General features: G+C 33.1%; 26 protein-coding genes and 2 tRNA genes. 8 read left to right on the top strand and 20 right to left on the bottom strand.

Annotated features, from left to right (window positions below; all coding sequences use genetic code 11):
- Window positions 1–12 precede the first annotated feature (12 nt).
- Entirely contained in the window at window positions 13–630 is a 618-nt protein-coding gene (gene mobA / locus BM097_RS06215) for a molybdenum cofactor guanylyltransferase (protein WP_090547035.1), read from the top strand.
- Window positions 631–632: 2 nt separating this feature from the next.
- Here mobA and BM097_RS06210 read toward each other — a convergent pair whose 3' ends face one another.
- Both BM097_RS06210 and BM097_RS06205 read right to left on the bottom strand, forming a co-directional pair.
- The gene (locus BM097_RS06210) at window positions 633–1,487 is read right to left on the bottom strand and encodes a hypothetical protein (protein WP_090547033.1); all 855 of its coding nucleotides are present in this window, start codon (window positions 1,485–1,487) and stop codon (window positions 633–635) included.
- Window positions 1,484–2,116, bottom strand: coding sequence for a type IV toxin-antitoxin system AbiEi family antitoxin domain-containing protein (locus BM097_RS06205; RefSeq protein WP_090547030.1), 633 nt, complete (start codon window positions 2,114–2,116; stop codon window positions 1,484–1,486). Before BM097_RS06205 ends, BM097_RS06210 begins: the two co-directional genes overlap by 4 nt.
- Before the next feature lie 182 nt (window positions 2,117–2,298).
- Here BM097_RS06205 and BM097_RS06200 point away from each other — a divergent pair, with 182 nt between their 5' ends.
- Complete coding sequence (locus BM097_RS06200; RefSeq protein ID WP_090547027.1) at window positions 2,299–2,811, top strand: hypothetical protein; 513 nt, start codon at window positions 2,299–2,301, stop codon at window positions 2,809–2,811.
- 128 nt (window positions 2,812–2,939) lie between these two features.
- Here BM097_RS06200 and BM097_RS06195 read toward each other — a convergent pair whose 3' ends face one another.
- On the bottom strand, window positions 2,940–4,331 hold the full coding sequence (locus BM097_RS06195) for a D-alanyl-D-alanine carboxypeptidase family protein (RefSeq protein ID WP_090547024.1): 1,392 nt from the start codon (window positions 4,329–4,331) through the stop codon (window positions 2,940–2,942).
- 124 nt (window positions 4,332–4,455) lie between these two features.
- On the opposite strand from BM097_RS06195, the gene trmB reads away from it, so the two are divergent.
- Window positions 4,456–5,100: a tRNA (guanosine(46)-N7)-methyltransferase TrmB gene (trmB, locus tag BM097_RS06190; protein ID WP_090547021.1), complete on the top strand. Its 645-nt coding sequence runs from the start codon at window positions 4,456–4,458 to the stop codon at window positions 5,098–5,100.
- Between the two features lie 86 nt (window positions 5,101–5,186).
- On the opposite strand, the gene BM097_RS06185 is transcribed toward trmB, so the two are convergent.
- From BM097_RS06185 to rpmH, 17 genes are all read right to left on the bottom strand, one after another.
- Window positions 5,187–5,259: transfer RNA gene (locus BM097_RS06185), tRNA-Lys, on the bottom strand.
- Between the two features lie 113 nt (window positions 5,260–5,372).
- Window positions 5,373–6,980: a hypothetical protein gene (locus BM097_RS16045; RefSeq protein ID WP_143084961.1), complete on the bottom strand. Its 1,608-nt coding sequence runs from the start codon at window positions 6,978–6,980 to the stop codon at window positions 5,373–5,375.
- An 8-nt stretch (window positions 6,981–6,988) separates the two neighbouring features.
- Window positions 6,989–7,636 carry a flagellar motor switch phosphatase FliY gene (gene fliY, locus BM097_RS06175; protein ID WP_255406628.1) on the bottom strand — a complete coding sequence of 216 codons (648 nt, stop codon included), beginning with the start codon at window positions 7,634–7,636 and terminating at the stop codon, window positions 6,989–6,991.
- 188 nt (window positions 7,637–7,824) lie between these two features.
- Window positions 7,825–7,898 (bottom strand) — tRNA-Arg (locus tag BM097_RS06170).
- A 59-nt stretch (window positions 7,899–7,957) separates the two neighbouring features.
- On the bottom strand, window positions 7,958–8,830 hold the full coding sequence (locus BM097_RS06165; RefSeq protein WP_090547016.1) for a DUF3881 family protein: 873 nt from the start codon (window positions 8,828–8,830) through the stop codon (window positions 7,958–7,960).
- Window positions 8,830–9,324, bottom strand: a complete 495-nt coding sequence (locus tag BM097_RS06160; RefSeq protein WP_090547013.1) for a DUF4446 family protein — start codon at window positions 9,322–9,324, stop codon at window positions 8,830–8,832. The genes BM097_RS06165 and BM097_RS06160 overlap by 1 nt, the downstream gene beginning before the upstream one ends.
- Before the next feature lie 27 nt (window positions 9,325–9,351).
- The gene (locus BM097_RS06155) at window positions 9,352–10,242 is read right to left on the bottom strand and encodes a ParB/RepB/Spo0J family partition protein (RefSeq protein ID WP_090547011.1); all 891 of its coding nucleotides are present in this window, start codon (window positions 10,240–10,242) and stop codon (window positions 9,352–9,354) included.
- Window position 10,243: 1 nt separating this feature from the next.
- The gene (locus tag BM097_RS06150) at window positions 10,244–11,014 is read right to left on the bottom strand and encodes a ParA family protein (protein ID WP_090547009.1); all 771 of its coding nucleotides are present in this window, start codon (window positions 11,012–11,014) and stop codon (window positions 10,244–10,246) included.
- A gap of 295 nt (window positions 11,015–11,309) precedes the next feature.
- Window positions 11,310–11,789 (bottom strand): hypothetical protein, encoded by a 480-nt coding sequence (locus tag BM097_RS06145; protein ID WP_090547007.1) that lies wholly within the window; start codon window positions 11,787–11,789, stop codon window positions 11,310–11,312.
- 43 nt (window positions 11,790–11,832) lie between these two features.
- Window positions 11,833–12,552 (bottom strand): 16S rRNA (guanine(527)-N(7))-methyltransferase RsmG, encoded by a 720-nt coding sequence (gene rsmG / locus BM097_RS06140; RefSeq protein ID WP_090547005.1) that lies wholly within the window; start codon window positions 12,550–12,552, stop codon window positions 11,833–11,835.
- Between the two features lie 60 nt (window positions 12,553–12,612).
- A complete protein-coding gene (gene mnmG, locus BM097_RS06135) occupies window positions 12,613–14,493 on the bottom strand; it encodes a tRNA uridine-5-carboxymethylaminomethyl(34) synthesis enzyme MnmG (protein WP_090547003.1) in 1,881 nt (626 codons plus the stop codon).
- Window positions 14,494–14,516: 23 nt separating this feature from the next.
- Window positions 14,517–15,887, bottom strand: a complete 1,371-nt coding sequence (mnmE, locus tag BM097_RS06130) for a tRNA uridine-5-carboxymethylaminomethyl(34) synthesis GTPase MnmE (RefSeq protein WP_090547000.1) — start codon at window positions 15,885–15,887, stop codon at window positions 14,517–14,519.
- 108 nt (window positions 15,888–15,995) lie between these two features.
- Window positions 15,996–16,625, bottom strand: coding sequence for an RNA-binding cell elongation regulator Jag/EloR (gene jag / locus BM097_RS06125; protein ID WP_090546997.1), 630 nt, complete (start codon window positions 16,623–16,625; stop codon window positions 15,996–15,998).
- Between the two features lie 12 nt (window positions 16,626–16,637).
- Complete coding sequence (locus BM097_RS06120) at window positions 16,638–17,912, bottom strand: YidC/Oxa1 family membrane protein insertase (RefSeq protein WP_242944668.1); 1,275 nt, start codon at window positions 17,910–17,912, stop codon at window positions 16,638–16,640.
- An 18-nt stretch (window positions 17,913–17,930) separates the two neighbouring features.
- Window positions 17,931–18,143, bottom strand: coding sequence for a membrane protein insertion efficiency factor YidD (yidD, locus tag BM097_RS06115; protein ID WP_177197388.1), 213 nt, complete (start codon window positions 18,141–18,143; stop codon window positions 17,931–17,933).
- Between the two features lie 20 nt (window positions 18,144–18,163).
- Entirely contained in the window at window positions 18,164–18,502 is a 339-nt protein-coding gene (rnpA, locus tag BM097_RS06110) for a ribonuclease P protein component (RefSeq protein ID WP_090546994.1), read from the bottom strand.
- Between the two features lie 48 nt (window positions 18,503–18,550).
- A complete protein-coding gene (gene rpmH, locus BM097_RS06105; protein ID WP_015550658.1) occupies window positions 18,551–18,685 on the bottom strand; it encodes a 50S ribosomal protein L34 in 135 nt (44 codons plus the stop codon).
- A 471-nt stretch (window positions 18,686–19,156) separates the two neighbouring features.
- Between rpmH and dnaA the strand changes: the two genes are divergently transcribed.
- From dnaA to gyrB, 5 genes are all read left to right on the top strand, one after another.
- A complete protein-coding gene (gene dnaA, locus BM097_RS06100) occupies window positions 19,157–20,542 on the top strand; it encodes a chromosomal replication initiator protein DnaA (RefSeq protein ID WP_090546991.1) in 1,386 nt (461 codons plus the stop codon).
- A 271-nt stretch (window positions 20,543–20,813) separates the two neighbouring features.
- A complete protein-coding gene (dnaN, locus tag BM097_RS06095; protein ID WP_090546988.1) occupies window positions 20,814–21,929 on the top strand; it encodes a DNA polymerase III subunit beta in 1,116 nt (371 codons plus the stop codon).
- Window positions 21,929–22,144: a S4 domain-containing protein YaaA gene (yaaA, locus tag BM097_RS06090; RefSeq protein WP_090546986.1), complete on the top strand. Its 216-nt coding sequence runs from the start codon at window positions 21,929–21,931 to the stop codon at window positions 22,142–22,144. Before dnaN ends, yaaA begins: the two co-directional genes overlap by 1 nt.
- Window positions 22,134–23,243, top strand: coding sequence for a DNA replication/repair protein RecF (recF, locus tag BM097_RS06085; protein ID WP_090546984.1), 1,110 nt, complete (start codon window positions 22,134–22,136; stop codon window positions 23,241–23,243). The genes yaaA and recF overlap by 11 nt, the downstream gene beginning before the upstream one ends.
- Window positions 23,227–25,155 carry a DNA topoisomerase (ATP-hydrolyzing) subunit B gene (gene gyrB, locus BM097_RS06080; RefSeq protein ID WP_090546982.1) on the top strand — a complete coding sequence of 643 codons (1,929 nt, stop codon included), beginning with the start codon at window positions 23,227–23,229 and terminating at the stop codon, window positions 25,153–25,155. Before recF ends, gyrB begins: the two co-directional genes overlap by 17 nt.
- The last annotated feature ends 46 nt before the right edge of the window (window positions 25,156–25,201 follow it).

The raw sequence follows: 25,201 nt of genomic DNA, 5'->3' as shown, positions 1-25,201 counted from the left end.
ATGGAGGCACACATGAACAAAACACTAGTAATCCTTTGCGGCGGAGATAGCTCTCGTATGGGAACTAAAAAAGCTCTTTTACCATTTGAGGATAAAACTATGGTTGAATATATCTACGACAAATTCAGTCCATATTTTGATAAGATTTATCTTTCTGTCAATGAAAGGGGTGACCTTACTCATCTTGGTTTAGACGCTATTGAGATTCCCGATATTTCAAGAAAAGCTGGCCCTTTTGGTGCAATTCTTTCCTGCCTTACAATGATTACTGGAGATAGAGCTTTCATTATGTCCGTGGATACTCCTTTTTTAGATCCTCGTACTGCAATGCTTTTATATGAGCACTCTTCCAACTACGATTTTACTACCTTTAATTTCAAAGAAGATCAGTTGGACACTATTTGCGGAGTCTACAGTAAACGCTGCATAGGCCCCCTTTTTAAAAGCATATTCTTTAAAAATACTACACACAACTTTTTACAGGATAAATGCCACACTAATCTGGTGGATACTAAAGAAATCGAAGGTATTTCAAAAATATCTGTAGAGCAACAGTTTTATAAAGTGAATGATAGACGCTCATATTATTATGCCGTTTTCTCAATCTTAAAGCATAATTTTGTGTGCTAACACTAGTCAAGGAATCGTTTTAATTGAGGCATCCAATCACCTAGAAATACCATATTCTTTTCCATGGCTTCCCATATTGGGCTCAAAAAATTAACAATGCATTTATTTACGTCTGGCCAGCTTGGGTCAGACTTCTTTTTTTGGCGTAACTCCACCTTCCACTTCTTTTTCATATATGTGTAATCGGTATAGCCTTCTAGCATCTTCATTCTGGTATCATCAATCACTATACCTTTTTCATTTAAAAGCTCTACCAATCGATCTTTCACCTTGCGTCCATTCACAGGATTTTCGGATAGGATTTCGTAGGCAATCAAATAATGATCCATATCGTTAATTAATTCCAGCTTTTCTATTATCTCTAGCAAATGCTTTGATAATTCCTCTTCCTTTGGGTTTGTCAAAACATCTACTTTTCTATTTTCATAGGCTATTAAATGTAATGTAATTTTCTCTGGGTCCTGGCTTCCATGGTGCTTTCTAAAATATAGATGAAGAGGTATATACATTTCATCTACGGTGATTTTTAGAATGATGCCTGAATCATCTACTGAACCATTTACAGCAAAGCCTTCCATTGCAGCCTTTGTCATGATTTCCTTTAGAATATCTCTCATGTAAAGGATGCTCATCTTATCGTCTAAATCCTTAACGTACTCGTAATAAATATTGGTTATGCAGCTATCCTTATATATCTCACTGGAAAATTCATTGTAATTGCAAAGATATAGTTCGTTGCAATACTTTCCGTTTGCTAGTAATTCAATAATAATTTCTGAAACAGCTGCAGATAAAAGATTTCTAAATGGAATATTCAGTTTTTCTGCTTTTTCCTTTATTCCAAGTCTATTTATCATAGCCACACGCCTACCATCGTTTGAACCTTCTTCAATACCTTACGTTCCTTGGCATATTCCATCAGCTTTGCTACGTCTTTGTTTTCATCCATAATGTATGCCCATACACCTTGCTTGAAAAGCTCTCTGTCCATTTTTTCCTGATATTTTAACACATCACAGATTAATCGCTCTTTAGTGTATATTTTCATTTTTCCACCTGCAAAATCTGCTTCTGTTTCACCAAGCTCAAGGACCTCTGGTTCTGTGTAATATGGTTCTACAATCGGATAATCTATGTGGAAACGGGATTTTGAAGTGTTCTTATTGATTGCTATACTCCATTTATAGGGCCTATCCTTTAGATAGCCATATACCCATAGCGCAGATTCCATTGTAAGGATTCCATCTTCACCAAAAAGCTTAAAAATCCAGTCTTCTTCAGAGCACTCATAATATTTCGTAGTGTAATATCCACTTTTTACTCTGATAAGATAGCCTTCCTCCACAAACTTTAAGACTCTTCTGTAATCAACACCAAGAGCCTCTATCTCGCTTGTTTTGATTAATCCGCCATTGTTTTCTACCAAATCATTTATTTGTTCTAACTGGTATTGCTTCTTTTCATCCCTTGAAAACAAACTTTCCATTTTTTCCACTCCTACATGCATCACGAGGTTATTTTCTTCATTATCCCATTGTAAATGTAGGAAGTCAATTAATTAACCAATTCTTCACATTCTATTTTTGTAACAGTTGCTGTCTTTTATTTGTTTATTTACTGTCTTATAATTTAGATAATACAAAATATGATGTCTTTGGAGGTTAAAATATGTCTGAAGAAACTATGGGGCTTAGAAAAAATCCTTCACGTAAGGAATGTGAGAAGATTATCAAAAAGATTTTGATGACTGAAGTGTTGGAACGTGGGACTAATGAACACTTTAAAACTGCATCCGATTTCATGGGATATTTTAAATCTTTATATCCTGCCAGTGAAAGTCTTACCAAGCAAGTTCAGCGTGCAGTAAAATCTCTTGGTATGCCAAAGGATGAACGAGGTTATTTCATCATCAATAAAACTGAGGCGCAGTTAAATCAGGATAAAGAAATAGCCTTTATGATGCAAAAATGTAATTGCCAGCTTACTGCTTTCGAAGATTATCAAACACTTTTTCTTAAAGCAGATGGCACCTACAAGGATTATCTATATCAGCTTCTCTCTGAATCAGAAACCTTTGCTGATAAAATAATTACTATAATTAATTCTTCTAAGGGATTAATTTTGTTCACTAACAATAAACAACAGCTAGAAATTATGATAAATAGTTTGATAAATAGATAATTTGTTTGTGTTTAATATACAAATCATTTCATGTCTATACTGAATATAAAAGACAGCATGATGAAAATCAGCTGTCTTTTTATATTTCATTATGTCTTTTATTGATGCATTACAGACAATTATTGTCTTTATTTACGTCTTCTTCTCTTTTTTCCGTTATTCCTTATGATAACCATGCCTTTTGTAGAAGGCTTTGCATGCCTGCTTGCATATCTATGCTTGAATAAGAGAATTTCACTAGATTTACTTCTTATGTAAAGGATGATTGCAATAACTACTGCAAGTACTAGTAATATCAATCCGATTTTAGGATAGTTTACCTGGATGTAATCTTTTCCACTACCACCCTTCTCTACAGGTAAATTATCGAATGGATAGCTTCCTGTCTGTGCACTGGTAAATACCAGATTTGCAAATCCTACCTCTCGACCTGCATAGGTGTATCTTAGCTGCCCTATAACTGCGCTGTTATCTTTTTCCGAATATGGAACAACCTCAGCCTGCACATCTAACACACTTGCTGTCTTTGGAATTACTACTAGGCCTGATTTATCTATCTTAATTAAATCGCTATTCTCGCTAAGAATTCCAGTTACATTTGTATCATCCTCAGATATTGATGCGAAATCTGCCACCTTATTGGTACTAAAGTTATCGAAGCAATATTCAAACAGATTTGTTGTATCTATATATTCATCTGTTGTTGTATCCTTCATAACAACGCAGATTAGCGTCATGCCATCCTTTTTAGCATATGTAACTAAGGTTGCACCTGCCACTACAGTATATCCTGTCTTACCACCTAAACAATAATCATAAAGATATTTATTAGTCTTGTAATAATGTAGCATTTGATGATGATTGTTAAGTGGTGTTGGATCAGCGTGCTTGTTAGTAGGTGGAATCGTATAATTTTTTGTTCCTACTATTTCGGCAAACTTAGGTATTTCATATGCTGCCCTGGCAATCAATGCCATATCATGTGCTGTTGTATAATGCTCATCATCAGGAAGTCCATTTGTATTATTAAAATGAGTATGTGTACACCCCAACTCTTTTGCTTTAGCATTCATCATATCAACAAAAGATGGTATATCTCCTGCCACATGCTCACCTAAAGCATAGGCACATTCATTAGCGGATTCCAGCATCATTCCATACAACGTTTGCTCAACTGTCATCTCTTCATTTACATCGCGGGCGATACTTGAAGATCCTAACTCCGTTCCATAAACTGCTTCAGCTGAGAAGGTTACCTTTTCATCCAAATCGCATTCTTCAAGAACTATTAGAGCAGTCATTATTTTTGTAATACTAGCTGGAAAATGTTCCTCATCTATATTCTTAGAATATAGAATCGTTCCCGTTTCCTGCTCCATGATAATAGCCGATTCAGCTGTAACTCCAACACTGTTTGGCCAATAATCTGCTGCTTTCGCAATATTGGTTTGGGCTACCAATAACCCATTAAATAAAAATAGAAAGGCTATTGCCTTTGTAATATGTTTCTTTATAATCATAATCTTATTCCTTTTCGCTTATCTAGTATAAACTTCCTTTTTATATACTTGCAATACTATTATTGAAAAAATTATGTTATAATATATCCTTCGAGCGCAAAAGATTTTATTTTTGGAGGTAATTATGAGATTAAGAAATATCCCTGGAGCTGATGAGGTAGTTGCTAACAGTCCATACTGTATCAATCAACCAATAAAGCTTAAGGGTAAATATAAATCAGAGCTTTTTCAAAATGATAATCCACTCTATATCGAGATAGGTATGGGCAAGGGACAGTTTATCACTACACTGGCAAAACAAAATCCAAATATTAATTATATTGGTATAGAACGATACACTAGCGTTTTATTACGTGCTGTTCAAAAAGTTGAAGAGGAAGAAATTCCTAATCTTCGTTTTATTTGCTTTGATGCTGCCGATATTCTTGATATTTTTTCATGTAGAGAGGTTGATAGAATTTATCTTAATTTTAGCGATCCTTGGCCAAAGGATAGACACGCTAAGCGTCGTCTTACCTCATCTACATTTTTAAATAGGTATAATTCTATATTGGCTTTAGATGGTCATATTGAATTTAAAACAGATAATAAGGATTTATTTGATTTTTCTGTTGAGGAAATTACAAATCACCCTCTATGGAAATTAGATGCTGTTACTTATGATTTGCATAATGATTCTGCTATGAATGAGGGAAACGTTATGACAGAATATGAAGAAAAATTTTCTAGTCAGGGAAATCCTATTTTTAAGCTTATAGCTAGTAGATAATATATTATACCTCCACTTTTATAGTGGAGGATTTTTTGATATATTTTTATATACAAAAAAACCGTCGACACATATCGACGGTTAAGTGCGCGATCAGGGGTTCGAACCCTGGACACCCTGATTAAGAGTCAGGTGCTCTGCCAGCTGAGCTAATCGCGCGTATCCAATTGCCTCAGCAACATGGATTATTATATAACCTATTAGAACTTTTTGCAAGTGTTTTTTTTATTTTTTATTAAATAAAGCACCTGCCTAGTGACAGGTGCATGTTATTAAATATTTGCGAATAGTTTTTCTATTTCTTCAGGACTCATTACCCTATTTGGATCAGTTAAATCTACTCCTACATCCGGAATAACTATTGAATCATCCTTAGGTTCCTCTGGAGGTGCCTCTGGCTCTGGCTCAGGCTCCGGTTCAGGTTCTTCAACAGTTTCTCCAATTTCTTCAAGTAATGCATCCAGATTTGAACCAGGGTCATCTGCTACTGGCTCTTCTGTTATTATTTCTTCAGCTGGTGCTTCTTCCGCTACTGGTTCTTCTGCCACTATTTCTTCGGCAGGAGCTTCTCCCGCTGTTGGTTCTTCGGCCACTATTTCTTCAGGCGGTGCTTCTTCAACTATTGGCTCTTCCATCATCACTTCTTCAGTAGCTGAATCTAAATCCAATCCTAAGTCTTCTACTATTTCTTCTTCTACTTCTTCTACTGGAAGTTCTTCTGTAGGCTCCTCAACTATTGCATCTAAGTCTAATCCTAAATCATCAGCTCCAGATTCCTCTTCTACGACAGCATCTAAATCTAATCCTAAATCATCTACTACTTCTTCTGCTGGTACTTCCTCCACAGAGGTTTCTTCAACTGGAAGTTCTTCCATTACTGGCTCTTCTGCCACTGGCTCCTCTGCTGGAAGTTCTTCCATTACTGGCTCTTCTGCTACTGGCTCCTCTGCTGGAAGTTCTTCCATCACTGGCTCTTCTGCCACTGGCTCCTCTGCTGGAAGTTCTTCCATCACTGGCTCTTCTGCCACTGGCTCCTCTGCTGGAAGTTCTTCCATCACCGGCTCTTCTGCTACTGCCTCCTCTGCTGGAAGTTCTTCCATTACCGGCTCTTCTGCTACTGCCTCTTCAACTGGAAGTTCTTCCATCACTGGCTCTTCCATTAATGTTTCTGTTACAGACTCTACAGGTGCTACTTGTGGCTCAGGAGCCATAGCCTGCATCTGAGGTGGAACCATCTGTATCGGCTGAATTGGTTGTGCTGCCATCACTGGAATTCCATTTTGTATTTTTCCTTCAATGATAGAAATCTGAGATGTAAGTTCCGATATTTTTTGTTGAATATCAAAATTTGATTCCTTCAACAAAGATTGCTGCTTTTCTAAAATTTGATTATTATTACTATCTATTATCTCCTTGATATTTACTATTTGATTTATAAGCTCATCATTTGAGTTCATGAGAGCATCTGTATTTTCTTTACTTCGAGAAATAGTAACTTTAGCCACTGCCTTTTGTGCATTGATAATATCTTCTGCTGGTAGTGAGCTATTTGCTTCTATAGCACGAAGCCTTTGCTCCATTTCATCAAAGCTTTTTTTGATAACGAGATAAGACGCTTTCTGCGCATTATATATTTCTTCATATTTTTCATTTTCTATGTCTTTTTGCTTTAAAGACATATCCATTAACGCACTAATCAGGAAAAAAAGCGCAACAATCATAAGTAATATGCCAATTGCCATTGCAATAAAATTACTTCTGAAATTTATCATGATATAGAACTCCATGATTATCAGCACTGCAAGGGCTATACTTGCTAGTATTACCTGAATCTTATCCTTGGCTATTTCTCTTTGAATTGCTTTAGCGTTCTCGTCCATTTCGCCCCCTAATTATCCTTTTTTTCAAATAGAGATACCATATCTTTAGCAAAAGTAATAGGATACAGCTGCACCATCACTGAATCTACTACCGTTCCAATTTTTAAATTAAATGTTACTTTTACAAAATCTACTTCTGGTGATTCAAATAATCTCTCAAATATCTTTACACTTTCTACATCAATGTTGTCTGTTTTTGGTGGTGAAATATCTACCACTCTATCAAGTAACTGTGACATCGATGAAGCTGCACTTCCCATCATTTGGTTCATAGCTTCTGACACAGCAGACAACTGAATTTCACCAATTTCGTCTGGACCAGCAACACCTGGACCACCCATCATTAAATCAGCTATAATTTTTACATCATTCTCTTTTAATATTAATACGTTACTTCCTGATAAACCCTTAACATAATTAATATGAACCAAAACGCATACGTTATGATAGTCATCCAAAGATTCACTTTTCCTAATTAATTCGATTTTAGGTGTTGTGATATCTACCTTTAAATTATTCAAAAGTGCACTTAATGAAGTTGCTGAAGATCCCATGCTGATATTCGCAATCTCTCCAAGTGTATCTTGTTGCTCTCTTGATAAAGTTACATCTGCCATTCGCCTTTCCTCCTTTTGATTGTTTTCCCCCTCTGAAATAATCTAAAGAAGTGCCTTTTTAGCACTAGCATTGTCAAATAACTTATTCTATATTATACAATATTTGCAATATTTAGACTACTTATCACATTAAAAGTATTGTAACTTATTATTGCGAAATATCTGTGGCTAAATTGTTATTATTCCCTATAAAAAAAAGAAGTCGAATAAATCGACTTCTTAGATCATGTTCGAGATGGGATTCGAACCCACGACCTTCCGCTTAGGAGGCGGACGCTCTATCCAGCTGAGCTACTCAAACAAGCAACTATTTGATTTTAATCTAGTATGCTAAAAAAATCAATGCTTTGTCACTGATATTTAGCTAAAATCAACTGTGCCCTGTAACCAGATTATTCCCTTAAAGCGTCTACCAACTAATGGTTCACCTAGTAAGTTATCTTTATTAATGCAAACCTCAAATACTACGTCGTTACTTTCAACAACAAGGAGATATAATTCCTCCATTGTGAGATGATTTACAACAGCTCTAACATCTAAAATATCACCGAGTATTTCATACTTATCATTTTCAATTCCGTATGGCATAAAGAAGCTTGTAACTACACTTAAGATATCTTCTCTTGCAACTCTTCTTGTAATACGCTGGTACAAATCAATCTCATCCATTGTGAGACTTTCAAGAGCCTCTTCATTGCCCTCTCGTGCCTGAGTAACAAGGTCAATACGCTTTTGGTTATTCATTTTTTCCTTAATACGACTTTTTTCATTGTCATACAATGGAAGGATAACCTTACCCTCTAAGGATAAAGCAGCAAGACTTACACTACTTTTACTGCTCTTTCCTTCAGTTATGTGTCTTCTTAAATATTCTCCCATATTCTGCAATTGAAAAATGAGATTAACACCCAGTCTAATTTCATCTACCATTACTTGATAATTTTCTTTATCAGACTGTTTGATAATATCTACATCATTTACAAGAGAAACAGTATCACCGAAAAATGTTGGATAATAATAATCTAAAACAAATTCATCATCATTATTATAGATACCGCGAAGTACTAAACCAACATTATCGGTTACCATGTATCTAATCTCTACAAACTGATTTCCTTCAAGATCAATAGCTGATTCCTGGTAATCAGGTCTTAACTCTATTTCTTGAAGCAAATCCTTAAGTGTATCATTATTAAGTTTACTAAATCCTATTGCTGGTAAATATTTATGCATTACATACCGCCTAAAGCTTGTTCTAGTGCCTGTTCCTCTTCCTCTGCAAGTTGAATTATAGAATTTCCATCTATAATCTCCTTAACATAAGTATAGCATCCTTCTCTTGAATGCATAGCATTAATTATGTATCCAGAGTTCTTTTCATTTAACATGCAAAGAGAAAAACTAAGCTTGCCTCCCATCTCATTAAAAGCGTCATATTTAACAAGACCTATCTTTTGGAAGCAATTCTTCATATTTTTGAAGATAGTATCAATATTTCTTTCATTGCTTGCATTAGCTTCGATTAATTCATCAACCTGTTCTAATCTATAAACTAATGTATCTTCTAAAGATTTAGCATCATTACCCTGCATAAATATTTTATATCTCTTCTTAAGCTTACTCATTTGTACAATGAATACTATAAGTAGAATCATCATTATAAGCACAAGTGCTGCTAAACCTATTACAATATAATCTGTACTAATTCCTAAGTACTGCTCTATCATTACTATTTCTCCAATCGAACGTATATTCTATTTTATAGATTGTAGTAAATCTACAATTCTATTAAGCTCATCTTGAGAATAATACTCAATTTCAAGCTTTCCTGTTTTATTATCTTTGGCATTGATAAATACCTTTGTACCAAGAACACCTTTTAGCTTTTCTTGAGTATCATGGTATACTGCCTGAAGCTGTGGATCAATACCAACCTTTGATTTCTTGTTAGAGGAGTTTTCACTTAATAACTTCTTTACTTCACGTTCAACATCTCTAACAGACATTTTTTCATCAAATGCCTTTTCTGCAAACTCATACTGCTTATCTAAATCGGTAATAGATAACATAGCTCTAGCATGACCTGTTGTTAATTTATCATCAACAATCATATCTTGAACACGTTTATCAAGCTTTAATAATCTAAGTGCATTAGTAATAGTTGTACGACTCTTTGATACTCTCTCTGCTACTTCATCCTGCTTTAACTTAAACTCATCAATCAATCTTGCAAATGCCATTGCTTCTTCAATTGGGTTTAACTGCTCACGCTGAATGTTATCAATAAGAGAAATCTCTACAAACTCCTGCTCACTTAGATTCATAATGATTACAGGAACTTTCTTAAGACCAGCTATACGTGCTGCTCTCCATCTACGCTCACCACCAATCAACTCATAGTACTTTCCTCTATCCTGTACCAATAATGGATTGATGATTCCATGTATTTTTATATTTTCAGCCAAGTCCTGTAGCTTATCTTCATCAAAGTTTTTTCGTGGCTGTAGCTTATTTGGCTCAACTTTATCGATATCTACTTCAACAGGTGATCCATGTTGTTCTGGATTAACTGCAACTACACCTTCGTTCTTATTTACAATAAGAGAATCTAATCCCTTACCTAATCCTCCCTTTTTTGCAGCCATATTATATATCCTTTCTTCCTATAATTTCTTTTGCTAAGTTACGATAGCTCTCTGCACCGGCAGACTTTTCATCATATAGATTAATTGGAAGACCGTGTGATGGAGCTTCTGCCAATCTAACATTTCTAGGAATAATAGTTTGATATACAGTTGCATTAAGATTATTCTTTACAGTATCTACTACATCAGATGAAAGATTTGTTCTCTTATCATACATAGTAAATACTACTCCATCAATCTTAAGTTTCGAATTAAGTCTTTGTTGAACAAGATCGATAGTGTGAATTAACTGGCTAATACCTTCCAATGCATAATACTCACACTGAATTGGAACTAATACAGAATCAGCTGTAGTCATTGCATTGATTGTTAACATGTTTAATGAAGGAGGACAATCAATAATAACGTAATCAAAATCATCCTTTACATAATCTACAGCATTTCTAAGAATATATTCCTTTTCATTAATTCCTAAGAGTTCGATTTCAGCACCAGCTAAATCTACATTTGAAGGAATAATTGTAAGGTTAGGAATATTTTCAACCTTATACATACATTCTTTAATACTACATTGATCAAGAACTAAATCATAAACAGTATTCTCACATTCATCCTTATCAAGACCAAGACCACTTGTTGCATTTCCCTGTGGATCAGTATCAATAACTAATACCTTCTTACCTGCTTCAGCTAAACAAGCTGATAGATTAATACTTGTTGTTGTTTTTCCAACTCCACCCTTTTGGTTGGCAATTGCGATTACTCGTTTCATTTATTGTCTCCCTCTTGTTTTATTATGTTTAACTCTGAATAGATATAATTATAGCATTCTACTTTTTTCAATTCTACTAAGAAAATCCGTTTGATTGCTATATATATTGCTAATCTTCACTATATCTAGTTGCTTAAATAATTAAGAAAAAATGTTTCACGTGAAACATTTTTTACCCAAAATAGCAATATATAGAAGTTGATTCAAATTTCAAAATACTATATTTTGTGTTTTAAACCCAATATTTAACTAAATGTTTCACGTGAAACATTACTATATTTAGGTTTGTACATTTTTATAAAGAACTAATTATCTTATCTATCTCTAATTTTGCTCTATAAGGATCAAGCATTATATAATCCTTTATATCATTCAATGAGTCTTTTATATTAGAAAGAATATTAATATTATTATCATTAACAATATGTTTATTCTTATCATCATAAGTAGGTCGATTAATAACAGCAGTATTATTTAACAGTGCAGTAATTTCAACTAATCTTCCATCATAAAATTTCATCTGCTGATTTTTTTCATCCATCTGAGCATTCAAATCACTAAGAATAGCTCTTACTTCAGCAGCTTTTTCATTATTTTTTGCATTAATATCTCTTGGAGTAAACTCTTTAAAGTATGATTCATTAGATTCTTCTAAAAGAGAAAGAAATTTAATTTTTTCATTAATCTTTGTTTCTAATAAATCCATATCTTCTTTTAATTGAATTTTATCAGAAATAAGTTCCTCCTGATATTTTTTTAGAAAATCGTTAACCATATATATTCCCCTTTTTTATTAAGTTTCATGTGAAATATATTTATTACTTTAAAGGTTCTTTACTTGGAGTACCAGCTTTTCTAGGATAAACCTTAGGAGTATTTATTTCTTTATTTATAATAAGAAAAGACCTACTAATATCAGTATTAGGTAATGAAAATAATACTGGCTTAGTCAACTTACCACCTAATTTATTAATAGCTTTTCCTGATTGTGAAATTTCATCTTCAATTTCGCCAGACTTAAAGCTAATAAAATATCCATTTACCTTAACAAGTGGTAAACAATATTCTGATAAAGTAGCAATATTAGCAACTGCACGTGAAACAACTAAATCGAATTGTTCTCTATATAATTTATTACGTCCAGCTTCCTCTGCTCTTGCATGTACTAATGTAACATTATGAAGACCAATAGCATCTACTACTTCTTGCAAAAACTTGATTCGCTTATTAAGAGAATCAATTAAAGTAAACTGGAAATTTGGATATGCAATAGCCATAGGTATACCTGGAAAACCTGCTCCAGTACCAAGATCGCATACAGTCTTTATATCATTTGGAATAATAGTACAGATAGATAAACTATCCGCAAAATGTTTAACCAATACTTCATCAAACTCTGTGATAGCAGTAAGATTCATAACCTTATTTTTTTCGATTAGCATCTCATAATATTTATCTAACTGTTGAATCTGTTTTTCATCTAATTGATAATTCCAATTTGATAAAGTATCAATTAAGTAAGAATAATCTCTATTCATAAATCTCCTAAATTTTTATATGATTATAAGGGTATATAACTATACCCTTATAACTATCAATTATTTTTTGTTAAAAGTTTCTAAGTATACTAATAATACTGAAATATCCGCTGGACTAACTCCAGAAATTCTAGAAGCCTGTCCAATATTAGCAGGTCGAAGCTTTGTCAATTTTTGTCTAGCCTCTATTCTTAAACTTGAAACATCATTGTAATCTATTTCGGTCGGAATTAATTTTTGTTCAAGTTTTTTAAATTGTTTAACCTGCTTTTCTTGCCTTGATAAATATCCTTCATATTTAATATAAATATTTACTTCTTCTCTAACTTCTTCAGATAAAGAAGGTCTATCTGGATCAATAGGCGCTAACTTATCGTAATCTAATTCTGGTCTACGAATCAAATCAACTAGTTTGATACCGTTTGAAAGTGGAATACTTCCATAGGATTCTAATAATTCCTGTACTTCTTTTCTTGCACCTATATTAATTTCTTTAACACGGGCTACCTCTTCATTAATCAAACGTTCCTTTTCAACTACATGATCATAACGTTCTTTAGAAAGTAAGCCAACCTCGTATCCAATTTTAGAAAGTCTCAAATCTGCATTATCTTGTCTAAGTAAAAGCCTATACTCTGCTCTTGAAGTCATCATTCGATATGGCTCTTTTGTTTCCTTTGTAACAAGGTCATCTATTAAAACTCCAATATAAGAATTTGATCTATCTAGAATCATAGGCTCTTTATTAAGAAGTTTTAATGCTGCATTAATACCAGCAACTAATCCTTGCGCTGCTGCTTCCTCATATCCACTACTACCATTAAACTGACCAGCAGCAAAAAGTCCATCAATATTTTTAAATTCTAATGAGGCCTTTAACTGAGTTGCATTAATACAATCGTATTCGATAGCATAAGCATTACGAACAATCTTACAATTTTCTAAGCCAGGAACAGTATGATACATTTCATATTGTACATCCTCTGGCATAGATGAACTCATACCACCAATATACATTTCATTTGTGTTAAGTCCCTCTGGCTCAACAAAAAGCTGATGACGATTCTTATCAGCAAAACGAACAACCTTATCTTCAATACTAGGACAGTATCTAGGACCGGTACCTTCAATAACACCTGAATACATTGGTGATCTATCAAGATTGGCCCTAATAATTTCATGAGTCTTTTCATTAGTATAAGTAAGATAACATGGAACCTGCTCAATTTGAACATCATCACGATTAGTACTAAATGAAAACGGTACAACCGGATTATCACCAAGCTGAATTTCCATCTTTGAATAATCAATAGAACGACTGTCTACTCTTGCCGGAGTACCAGTTTTAAAGCGGTTCATTTCTACATTATTATCAGTTAATGATTGAGTTAAATGATTGGCAGCTTTTAATCCATTTGGACCAGTATGTTCAATAACATCACCATACAAACATCTAGCTCTAAGATAAGTTCCAGTACAAATAACAACAGCTCTAGCATGATAGGTAGCACCAGATAAAGTCTTAACACCTTTAACCCTACCATCTTCAACAATTAAATCTGTAACCTCAGCTTGTCTTAAAGTAAGATTATCTGTATCCTGCATAGTCTTTCTCATTCTAAGAGAATATGCAGATTTATCTGCTTGTGCTCTTAGTGAATGAACAGCAGGACCCTTTGATGAATTTAGCATTTTCGATTGGATAAAAGTATGATCAATATTAATACCCATTTGACCACCTAACGCATCAAGCTCACGAACAAGATGGCCCTTAGAACTTCCACCAATATTAGGATTACATGGCATTAATGCAACAGAATCCATACTAACAGTAAAACAAATTGTATTTAATCCCATTCGTGCTGAAGCAAGTGCTGCTTCACATCCAGCATGTCCTGCTCCTATTACTACAACATCATAGGACTCTTCTACGTGTGACATAATTAACTCCTTAAAACTTCTACCTATTTTCCCATACAAAATTCTGCGAAAATCTTATTTGCTAAATCATCATCTATAGTCTCGCCAGTAATTTCACCTAAGAAATTATATGCATCCATTAAATCTATTGAAAAGAAATCTTCTGGCATCATATTTTCAATACTAGCTAATACATTAGTTAAACTATTCTTTGCATTTGTCAAACAAGCAGCCTGACGGGAATTAGTAATATATAATGTATCATCAGATTTTACTTCACCACTAAAGAACATATCAGTAATAGTAGATTCTAATGTCTTTAATCCATCCATACTAACAGATGAAAATGAAATTACAGGTTTATCATATTTTTTACATATATCTTCCTCGTTGATAACGGTGTCGAGGTCAGATTTATTTAATAAAATAATTATCTTTTTATCAATAATCTTATTAATTATAAATTCATCATCGGAATCTAATGGTCTAGATGAATCTAGAACAAATAAAATCAAATCAGCATCTTCTATAGAATCAATAGCTTTATCAACTCCTATTTTTTCAACTACATCATCTGTTTGACGAATACCTGCTGTATCAATAATATTTAATGAAACACCATTAATAGTAATCTGTTCTTCAAGAGTATCTCTAGTAGTACCAGGAATATCAGTTACTATAGCTCTCTCTCTTCTAGATAATGTATTAAGTAAAGAAGATTTTCCTGCATTAGGCTTTCCTAAAATAAGTGTATTGATTCCTTCTTTTAAAATATGACCTGAATTAAATGAATTAATCAAATCATCAATATTAGAAATCATTTCATCAACTTTAATTTTAAGATTATCTGGATAATCCGTTAAATCATAATGCTCCGGATCATCTAAAGCCGATTCAATATATGCTGTTTCATATAAAATCTTATTTCTTAAATCAACGATAATTTTATTTAATGAACCAGATAACTGTTTAATGGAATTTTTCATAGCAAGCTCTGAATTAGATGAAATTAAATCCATTATAGACTCAGCTTCCGATAAATCTATTCTACCATTTAAAAAGGCTCTTTTTGTAAACTCTCCTGGCTCGGCTATTCTAGCTCCTGCATCTATAAGAAGTTTTAATACCTTTTTCAGTACCAAAATTCCACCATGACAATCTATCTCAATAGTGTCTTCTGTAGTGTAACTTCTAGGAGCCTTCATAATCATAACTAGTACTTCGTCTACAATTTCAGTATCAGAAACAATATGTCCGTATTGAATTGTATGAGAATCACAATCTACCAGTTTATTTTTTCCACGAAAAATAGAATCAACTATAGCAATTGATTCTTCACCACTGACACGGATAATACCAATACCAGAACTATTTAACGATGTTGCAATAGCACAAATTGTATCTGACTGATACATAAAAGCCTCCATATTTGTTAATTAATAAATCAAAGAATAATTCTTAAATCTATTAATTAACAAAGTCAAAGGGTTAGCCTATATAAAAAGACTAACCCTTGAAATCAATTATTTCTTAAGAGTAATAACAACGTAGCGGTATGGCTCTTCACCCTCTGAATGTGTAGTTACATTATTATCATTCTGAAGTGCTGAATGGATAATACGTCTTTCATAAGGATTCATTGCCTCAAGAGTAACTGCCTTCTTTGTTCTCTTAACCTTGCTTGCCATATTTCTTGCAAGATTTTCAAGAGTCTCTTTTCTACGACGTCTATAATCCTCAGTATCAATTTTAACTCTAGTATAATTTTCAGATGAACGATTAACAGCAAGATTTGTAAGATACTGAAGTGAATCAAGTGTTTGTCCACGCTTACCAATTAATATACCCATCTCTGGACCAGCTAAATCAATAGAAAGAGTCTTATCTGCTTCCTGATAATCCATTGAAAGATTAACTTCTAACTGCATAGCATTGAAAACACCATTTAAAAATTCTGTAGCAACTTCTTTTGGATCTTCATCTGCAGAAATAACAACTTTAATTACTGCATCTTTAGAACCAATTCCAAGAAATCCATTACTTCCTTCTTCAAGAATTTCATATTTAACCTGATCAGAAGTAATACCTAAAGAAACAGTTGCATTAGTAAGAGCATCTGCAACAGTTTTACCTGTGAACTCTTTAAATTCCATATTACATCCCCCTTATTTATTATTCATTTCATTAAATTCTTTTACAAGGTTTGCCTTTGCAGCAAGAGAATTTGAATTAGCCTTTGATCTAAATTCTTCAGCTGCCTTTAAAGCTTCAGAATTATCCTTTACAAGGTTAGCTTTATCAGCCATAGATGTAGACTTTGTAGACATACGAGCTGCTTCATAAATTTGCGCTTGACGAATACCACGCTTTTCAGCCTTTGCAGCTGCCTTATCCTTATTCTTCTCAATAATACTTTCAAGGTCAATCTTTTCAAAATGCTTATTTAAGAAGTATTGCTGAACTACACGAACTAAAGCACCAGCAATCCAATATAAACCAAGACCTACAGGTACTGTAAAACAAATGAAAAGAGACATAAGTGGCATCATAAGATTCATTGTCTTCATCTGTGCTGCCATCTGCTCTGACTGTCCTTCAGTAGACTGTGGAGTAAGCTTAATGTTTAACATTTGTGTTAAATAAGAAATTACTGGAATAAGTAAAGCACAAATAATTAAAACAAAATTCTTTGAATCAGCTGACCAACCAGCCTTAATTAGGTTGACTGGTGTATCTGAAATATTAAGTACAAATAAGTAATTAATCTTTTCAAGCTTTGCTACAACAGTATCAATAGATAATGTTAAATCAGGAAAAGCATTTGTAATTGCATCCCAACCTGATGAAGGAAGCTTATAAAGAACATCTACTAAATAATTAGAAACTACAGTTTTATCTGAAACTGTAAAATCATAATTTACATTTCGAAGATTAGCAGCATCAGCAATATCAGTCATTGTCTTTGCAAAGCCATCTGTAGCCATAATTCCATTTACAAGTTCAGTAAATACATTTTTAACTGATGTAATGTAAGCAGGAACATTATAAAAGACTCTATAAAGAGCAAATAAAATAGGCATCTGAATTAACATATAAACACAGCTACCAGTTGGTGAAATACCGTATTTATCATAAAGAGCCTGAGTTTCCATCTGCTGCTTTTGCATACTATCCTGGTCTTTAGCACCCTTATACTTATCCTGAATAGCTTTCATTTCAGGCTGCATCTTACGAGTTAAAACAGCAAACTTCTGCTGCTTGTAAGTAAGTGGGAACATGCAAAGATAGATAACAAAAGTGAAAATAAAAATTGTAAGAGCTATGTTTTCAATGCCAATGGTAGCAAGTAAAACATAAATCTTATCCATAACCCATCCTAATAATACTGCGATAGGTCCAAGAATAGAACCACCATAAGCGGTAAGTAATAAATCGCTCAATGTAAAACCTCCAGTTAATTAAGGAACCGGATCAAATCCACCATGCGAAAAAGGATTACATCTAATAATTCTCCAAAGAGCTAAACTGCCACCTTTTATTGCCCCATATTTTTCAACTGCTTCAAGTCCATAAGCAGAGCATGTAGGACAATAAGGACATTTAGTTTTTTTCATTGGCGAAAGATATTTTCTATAAAACTTAATTAAAAATATAAATAACTTCTTCAACATGATAGAAAGGATGATTCCAATTATTTACGAGTTACTTTATGAAGATTTGCAAGATGAAGCAAAGATTTCTGTATTTCATCAAAAGTAGCGGAAGCTGCAGCTTCTCTTACAACGACTACAATGTCCAAACCACTATTGAACATCTCTTCATTTAGTCTATAACTTTCTCTTATCAGTCTCGTCAAATGATGTCTAACTACCGAATTTCCAACCTTTTTACTAACAGAAATTCCAATTCGATTTCGATCCGTATTATTATGGTAAATATACATAACAAGCTGTCTATTAGCTTTTGAAATACCTCTTCTGTACACCAGCGTGAAGTCTTTATTCTTTTTTAGAGATTCACTAAATTCCATAACAATATTTTCCTTATAAATAAGAAGAAAGACCACATGGTCTGTGGCCTAAGCTGATAATTTCTTTCTTCCTTTTGCACGTCTAGCTGCAAGAACCTTACGTCCACCAGCTGTGCTCATTCTTGATCTAAATCCATGAACTTTGGATCTCTGTCTCTTTTTTGGTTGATATGTCATCTTCATAATATATCCACCTCCTCTTATGAGAAAACATCAGTTGAAATTATAAAGGGAAAAGCCCATAAAGTCAATAAAAAATACAGGATTTAATAATTATTCCTTATGTGGATAACTAAAAAACACAATATGTTAACAACATCAGAAAATAAAAATACTAAATATAGTATAAATCGGCCTAAAAAAAATTATATCTTATCTACAATGTGTGGAAAACTATGTGGATAAGTTAATAATAACTAAATTTTATCCACAATTATTATACAAAATAATGTAAAATAAAGGAAGAAAATGTGGATAAGTAAAATTTAAAGGATGTGGATAACTATAATATCAATTTCTGAGGCTCAAATTCAAAAAATAAGCCACTTTAATTCCTAAGCAATCCCCTACACGTTTTTGTAGTAAATATTGATTAAAAGGCTTATTTAGGTTAGAATAGGAACAAGTATAAAATGTGGATAAAAGGGAAATTAAATGGAAGAACTTGTTAAAAAATGGGATGAAATCCTAGATTATCTTAAAACTGAGTATAATATCTCAGATGTATCTTATAATTCTTGGTTGAAACCTCTTGAATTATTTCAAATAGAAGATAATAAACTTTATATAACCTATAACGGTGATCAAAATCAAATGACAATAGGTTATATTACTAGAAAGTATGCAACACCTATTAAAGTAACAATTGCAGAAATGACTGGTACACAGTTTGATGAAATAATCTTCATAACTCAAGAAAAAGCAAATCAAATTAAAAAAGAAAAGAATATCGATTTAATTAAAATAGAAGAAGCTCCAACCTTCGAAGAAAGAAGAATGGGTAATTCTACTATTAATCCAAAGTTTACTTTTGATAATTTTGTCGTTGGTCGAAATAATAGATTTGCTCAAACAGCTGCTCTTGCAGTAGCAGAATCACCTGGAGAATTTTACAATCCTCTCTATATATATGGAGGTCCAGGATTGGGTAAAACTCACTTGATGCAGGCTATTGGAAATTACATTGAAAATCAGAATCCAAATACTCATATATTATATGTAACTTCAGAAGAGTTTACTAATGAAGTTATTGAAAACATGAGAACCAATAATAATGCAACAGCAATGCAACGATTTAGAGATAAATATCGTACTGTTGATGTTCTAATGGTTGATGATATTCAATTTATAATAGGTAAGGAAGCTACTCAGGAAGAATTTTTCCATACATTTAATGCATTACATGCTATGGGAAAACAAATCGTAATTTCATCTGATAAACCTCCAAAAGATATGGAAACTTTAGATGATCGTTTTAAATCTAGATTCGATATGGGTCTTATGGCTGATATAGGATATCCAGATTATGAAACACGAATGGCCATCCTTAATAAAAAAATCGAAGATAAAAACTTTAACTTAGATGAATCAATAAGAAAATACATTGCTGAAAATATTCAATCAAACATTAGAGAAATAGAAGGTGCACTTAATAAATTAATAGCCTTCTCTAGATTAGAAAAGATTGATATCACAATGGATATTGCAGAAAGAGAATTACAAAATTTCATTTCTCCAAATATATCCAGAGAAATCACACCGCAGCTTATTATAGAAGTTGTAGCTGAACACTTTAATATAACAGTTGATCAAATGGCATCAAAAAATAGATCTAGCTCGGTAGTTAGACCAAGACAAATAGCTATGTATCTATGTAATACAATGACAGACTCTTCTCTTCAGGCAATAGGCCTGTTACTTGGAGGTCGAGATCATTCCACAATCATCCATGGAGCTAATAAAATTGAGGATGAAATTGTTAAAGATGAAAACACAAAGAATCTTGTAGAAACAATTAAAAAGAAAATCAATCCTAACTAATGTGTAAAACTTGTTGATAACTATGAAGATAAGTTGTGATTAAATTGTGAATGGCCTGTAGATAATAATTTTGTTAAATTTTTGCAAATATTTTTATTCACAGAATATCCATACATTATCAATACAAAATTCACAGGTTTTTCAAATAAAAAAAACAGTGTTTTACGTATAAATACTGATGTTTCACAGTTATCTACAAATCAACAACCTATAAGAAGAATACTTAGAAAATAAATTATATTTTTTATGTTTAAGAAAGGGAGCAACAAAAATGAAAATATCTTGTCAAAAAGCGGATCTAGTAAAAGGCGTTAATATTGTATCGAAAGCAGTTCCAACCAGAACTACAATGGCGATACTGGAGTGTATTCTTATAGATGCGTCTTCTGGCGAAATCAAATTAACAGCTAATGATATGGAAATAGGAATAGAAACAATCGTTTCTGGTACCATTCACGAAAGAGGAATTATAGCTCTCGATGCAAAGAAATTTTCAGAGATTGTTAGAAAGCTTCCTGAAAACGAAGTTACTATAGAAACAGATACATCTTTTAAAACTTCTATTACATGTGAAAAAGCTAAATTTGATATTATTGGAAAATCTGGAGAAGACTTCTCTTATATTCCAGTTATTCAAAGAAATCAACCAATTGTTATATCTCAGTTAACACTTAGAGATATCATTAGACAGACAATCTTTTCAGTTGCTGATAATGAAAATAATAAATTAATGACAGGTGAGCTTATTGAAATTAAAGATAATAAGCTTAAGGTTGTTGCCCTTGATGGTCATAGAGTTTCAATTAGAAATGTAGAATTAAAGAATCCTGCAAATGATGTGAAGGTCGTAGTACCAAAGAAGACATTAAATGAAATCATTAAGATTATTGATGGTGGAATTGATGATGAAGTAAATATCTTCGTTACAGACAATCACATTATCTTCGAATTTGATCAGACTACTGTTGTATCAAGAATAATTGAGGGTGAATTTTTCAAAATTGAGCAGATGCTTTCTGCTGATTATGAGACAAAGGTTAAGATTAACAAGAGAGAATTCTTTGATTGTATAGATAGAGCTACCATTCTTGTTAATGAAGGCGATAAGAAGCCAATTATTGTTAATGCTGTAGATAATACTATGTCTCTTTCAATTTCATCATTTATTGGAACATTGAATGAAGACATTGATATTGTAAAAGAAGGTAAGGATATTATGATAGGCTTTAACCCTAAGTTTGTACTTGATGCACTTAAGGTTATCGATGATGAGGAAATCAACCTTTTCATGCTTAATGCAAAAAGCCCATGCTTCATAAAAGATGATGCTGGCTCATTTATCTATATTGTCCTTCCTGTAAATTTTAATAATCCAGGAGCAAACTAATGGAAAAAATAGTTATACGTGATGAATTTATAAAGCTTGGTCAATTACTTAAGCTTGCTAATTTAGTTGAATCTGGTGCAATGGCTAAAGAAGTTATTGAAGAAGGTTTAGTTAAATACAATGGTGAGGTTGAAACTCGCCGTGGAAAGAAAGTCTATCCAGGTGATATTGTTGAATTTAATGGAGAAAGTGTAACAGTTACTAATGATAATTAAATCCATTGAGCTTGAAAATTTTAGAAACTATGATTCACTTAGCATCAGCTTTGATGAGCATACTACTATTCTTTTCGGTGACAATGCCCAAGGAAAGACAAATATTCTTGAGTCTGCCTATATATCTGGGACAACAAAATCCCATAAAGGCAGTCGTGATAAAGAAATAATAAAATTTGGTAAAGATGAAAGTCATATAAAAACAATAATTTCAAAGAACAATAGAGATTATCAAATAGATATTCATCTTAAGAAAAATAAATCTAAAGGAATTGCTATTAATAGGGTTCCAATTAAAAAAGCTGCAGATTTGTTTGGTTTAATTAATATTATTTTCTTTTCACCAGAGGATCTTAATATTATTAAAAACGGTCCATCTGAAAGAAGAAAATTTATGGATGCAGAGTTATGTCAGATAGATAAAATATATCTTTCTGATTTAACAAATTATAATAAAGCGCTAAATCAAAGGAATGCACTGCTTAAAGAGATGATTTATAAGCCTGAGCTCAAAGAAACATTACCTATTTGGGATGAACAGCTTATAAATTATGGCAAAAAAATAATAAATCGACGTCAACAATTTATAAATGACATTAATATCATCGTAAAGGATATTCATTCAGGCATTACTGCTGGAAAAGAAAATATTGATGTCAGCTATGATCCAAATATCGAAGATATCTTTTTTCTTGATGAATTAGTTAAAAACAAAGAAAAAGACATGAGATTTTGTCAAACTTCAGCTGGACCTCATAGGGATGATATTAAAATAACTGTTGATGGAATTGATATTAGAAAGTTTGGAAGTCAGGGACAACAGCGTACGTGTGCTCTCTCACTTAAGCTTTCAGAAATAAAGCTTGTAGAAAATACAATAAATGATAAACCAATATTGCTTTTAGATGATGTTTTATCAGAGCTTGATAAAAATCGTCAAAGCGATTTATTAGATAATTTACTTGATACACAAACTATTATTACTTGTACTGGACTTGATGAATTTGTAAAAAATCGTTTTAAACTTAACACAGTATATAGAGTAAATAATGGTTCTATAGAATTAATTACGGAGGAACTAAATGGCAGCAGAAATTAATCAGGAATACGGTGCAGACCAAATACAGATACTAGAAGGTCTTGAAGCTGTTAGAAAAAGACCTGGTATGTATATTGGTTCAACCTCTGAAAGAGGTCTTCATCACTTGGTGTATGAGATAGTAGATAATGCTGTTGATGAAGCCTTGGCTGGATTTTGTACACATATTCAAGTAACAATTAATCCAGATAACTCAATAACTGTAATAGATGATGGTCGTGGTATTCCTACAGGAATCAACCATAAGGCAGGTATACCTGCAGTAGAGGTAGTATTTACTGTACTTCATGCTGGTGGAAAATTCGGTGGTGGAGGATACAAGGTATCCGGTGGACTTCACGGTGTAGGTGCTTCCGTTGTAAATGCCCTTTCAAATTGGGTTGAAGTAGAAATTAAACGTGAAGGAAAAATCTTTAAGCAGAGATACGAGCGTGGTAAAACTATGTATCCTCTTAAGGAAATTGGAACATGTCCTGCAGAAGAAACAGGTACAAAGGTAACCTTCCTTCCAGATGATACAATTTTTGAAACTACAATTTTTGATTATAAGACTTTAAAAGTACGTCTTCGTGAGACAGCTTTCCTTACAAAAGGACTTCGAATCACTCTTACAGATACAAGAAGTGAGGAGATTAAAGAAGAAAGCTTCCATTACGAAGGTGGTATTAAAGAGTTTGTTCAATATATCAACCGCGGAAATAAACCACTTTATGAGGACGTTATTTATTGCGAAGGTACTAGAGATAATATTTACGTTGAAGTTGCTATGCAGCACAACGATGGATATCAGGATCAGGCTTATAGCTATGTAAATAACATCGTTACACCTGAAGGTGGTACACATCTTACTGGCTTTAGAGGTGCTCTTACAAAAGTATTTAATAAATACGCAAGAGATAACAAGATTTTAAAGGATAATGACCCACAATTAGAGGGTGATGATATCAGAGAAGGATTGGCAGCAATCATCTCTATCAAAATTGAAGAGCCTCAGTTTGAGGGACAGACAAAGCAAAAGCTTGGTAATTCAGAGGCTAGAGGTGCTGTAGATTCAATTGTTACAGAGCAGTTAACATGGTTCCTTGAGCAGAATCCAGCTACAGCAAAGCTTATTTGTGAAAAATCTCTTCAGGCTCAAAGAGCTAGAGAAGCTGCAAGAAAGGCTAGAGACTTAAGTAGACGTAAAACTCCACTTGAAGGTATGTCACTTCCTGGAAAGCTTGCTGATTGTTCAGATAAAGATCCTAAGAATTGCGAGATTTTCATCGTAGAGGGAGATTCCGCTGGTGGTTCTGCAAAGACCGCTAGAAGTCGTGCAACGCAGGCTATTCTTCCACTTCGTGGTAAGATTCTTAATGTAGAAAAGGCTAGAGAAGATAGAATCTACGGTAACGCAGAAATACAAGCAATGATTACAGCATTTGGTACTGGTATCCATGAAAACTTTGATATTTCAAAGCTTCGTTACCACAAAATTATCATAATGACTGATGCCGATGTGGATGGTGCTCATATTGCTACACTTATGCTTACATTCTTGTATAGATTCATGCCAGAGCTTATTAAGCAGGGATATGTTTATCTTGCTACTCCTCCACTTTATAAGCTTGAGAAAAATAAAAAGGTTTGGTATGCATATTCTGATGAAGAATTAAATCAGATTCTTACTGAAGTTGGTCGTGATTCAAGTAATAAGATTCAGCGATACAAGGGACTTGGTGAGATGGATGCTGAGCAGCTTTGGGAAACAACAATGGATCCTGAAAAGAGAATTTTAAAGCGTGTTGTTATTGACGATGAAGATGTATCTGAGATAAATGTTACGTTCTCAACCCTTATGGGTGATAATGTTGAGCCAAGACGTGAATTTATCGAGGCTAACGCAAAGTATGTACAGAACCTTGATATATAAAATTTCTTAAAAATTTTTCGGGCAAAGCCCGTAGAAAGAAAAAGGA

The sequence above is a fragment of the Pseudobutyrivibrio sp. OR37 genome (assembly GCF_900113655.1).
Taxonomy (GTDB): domain Bacteria; phylum Bacillota; class Clostridia; order Lachnospirales; family Lachnospiraceae; genus Pseudobutyrivibrio.
Note: the sequence above shows the minus strand (reverse complement) of the source record. Positions and strands in the feature narration are given on the sequence as shown.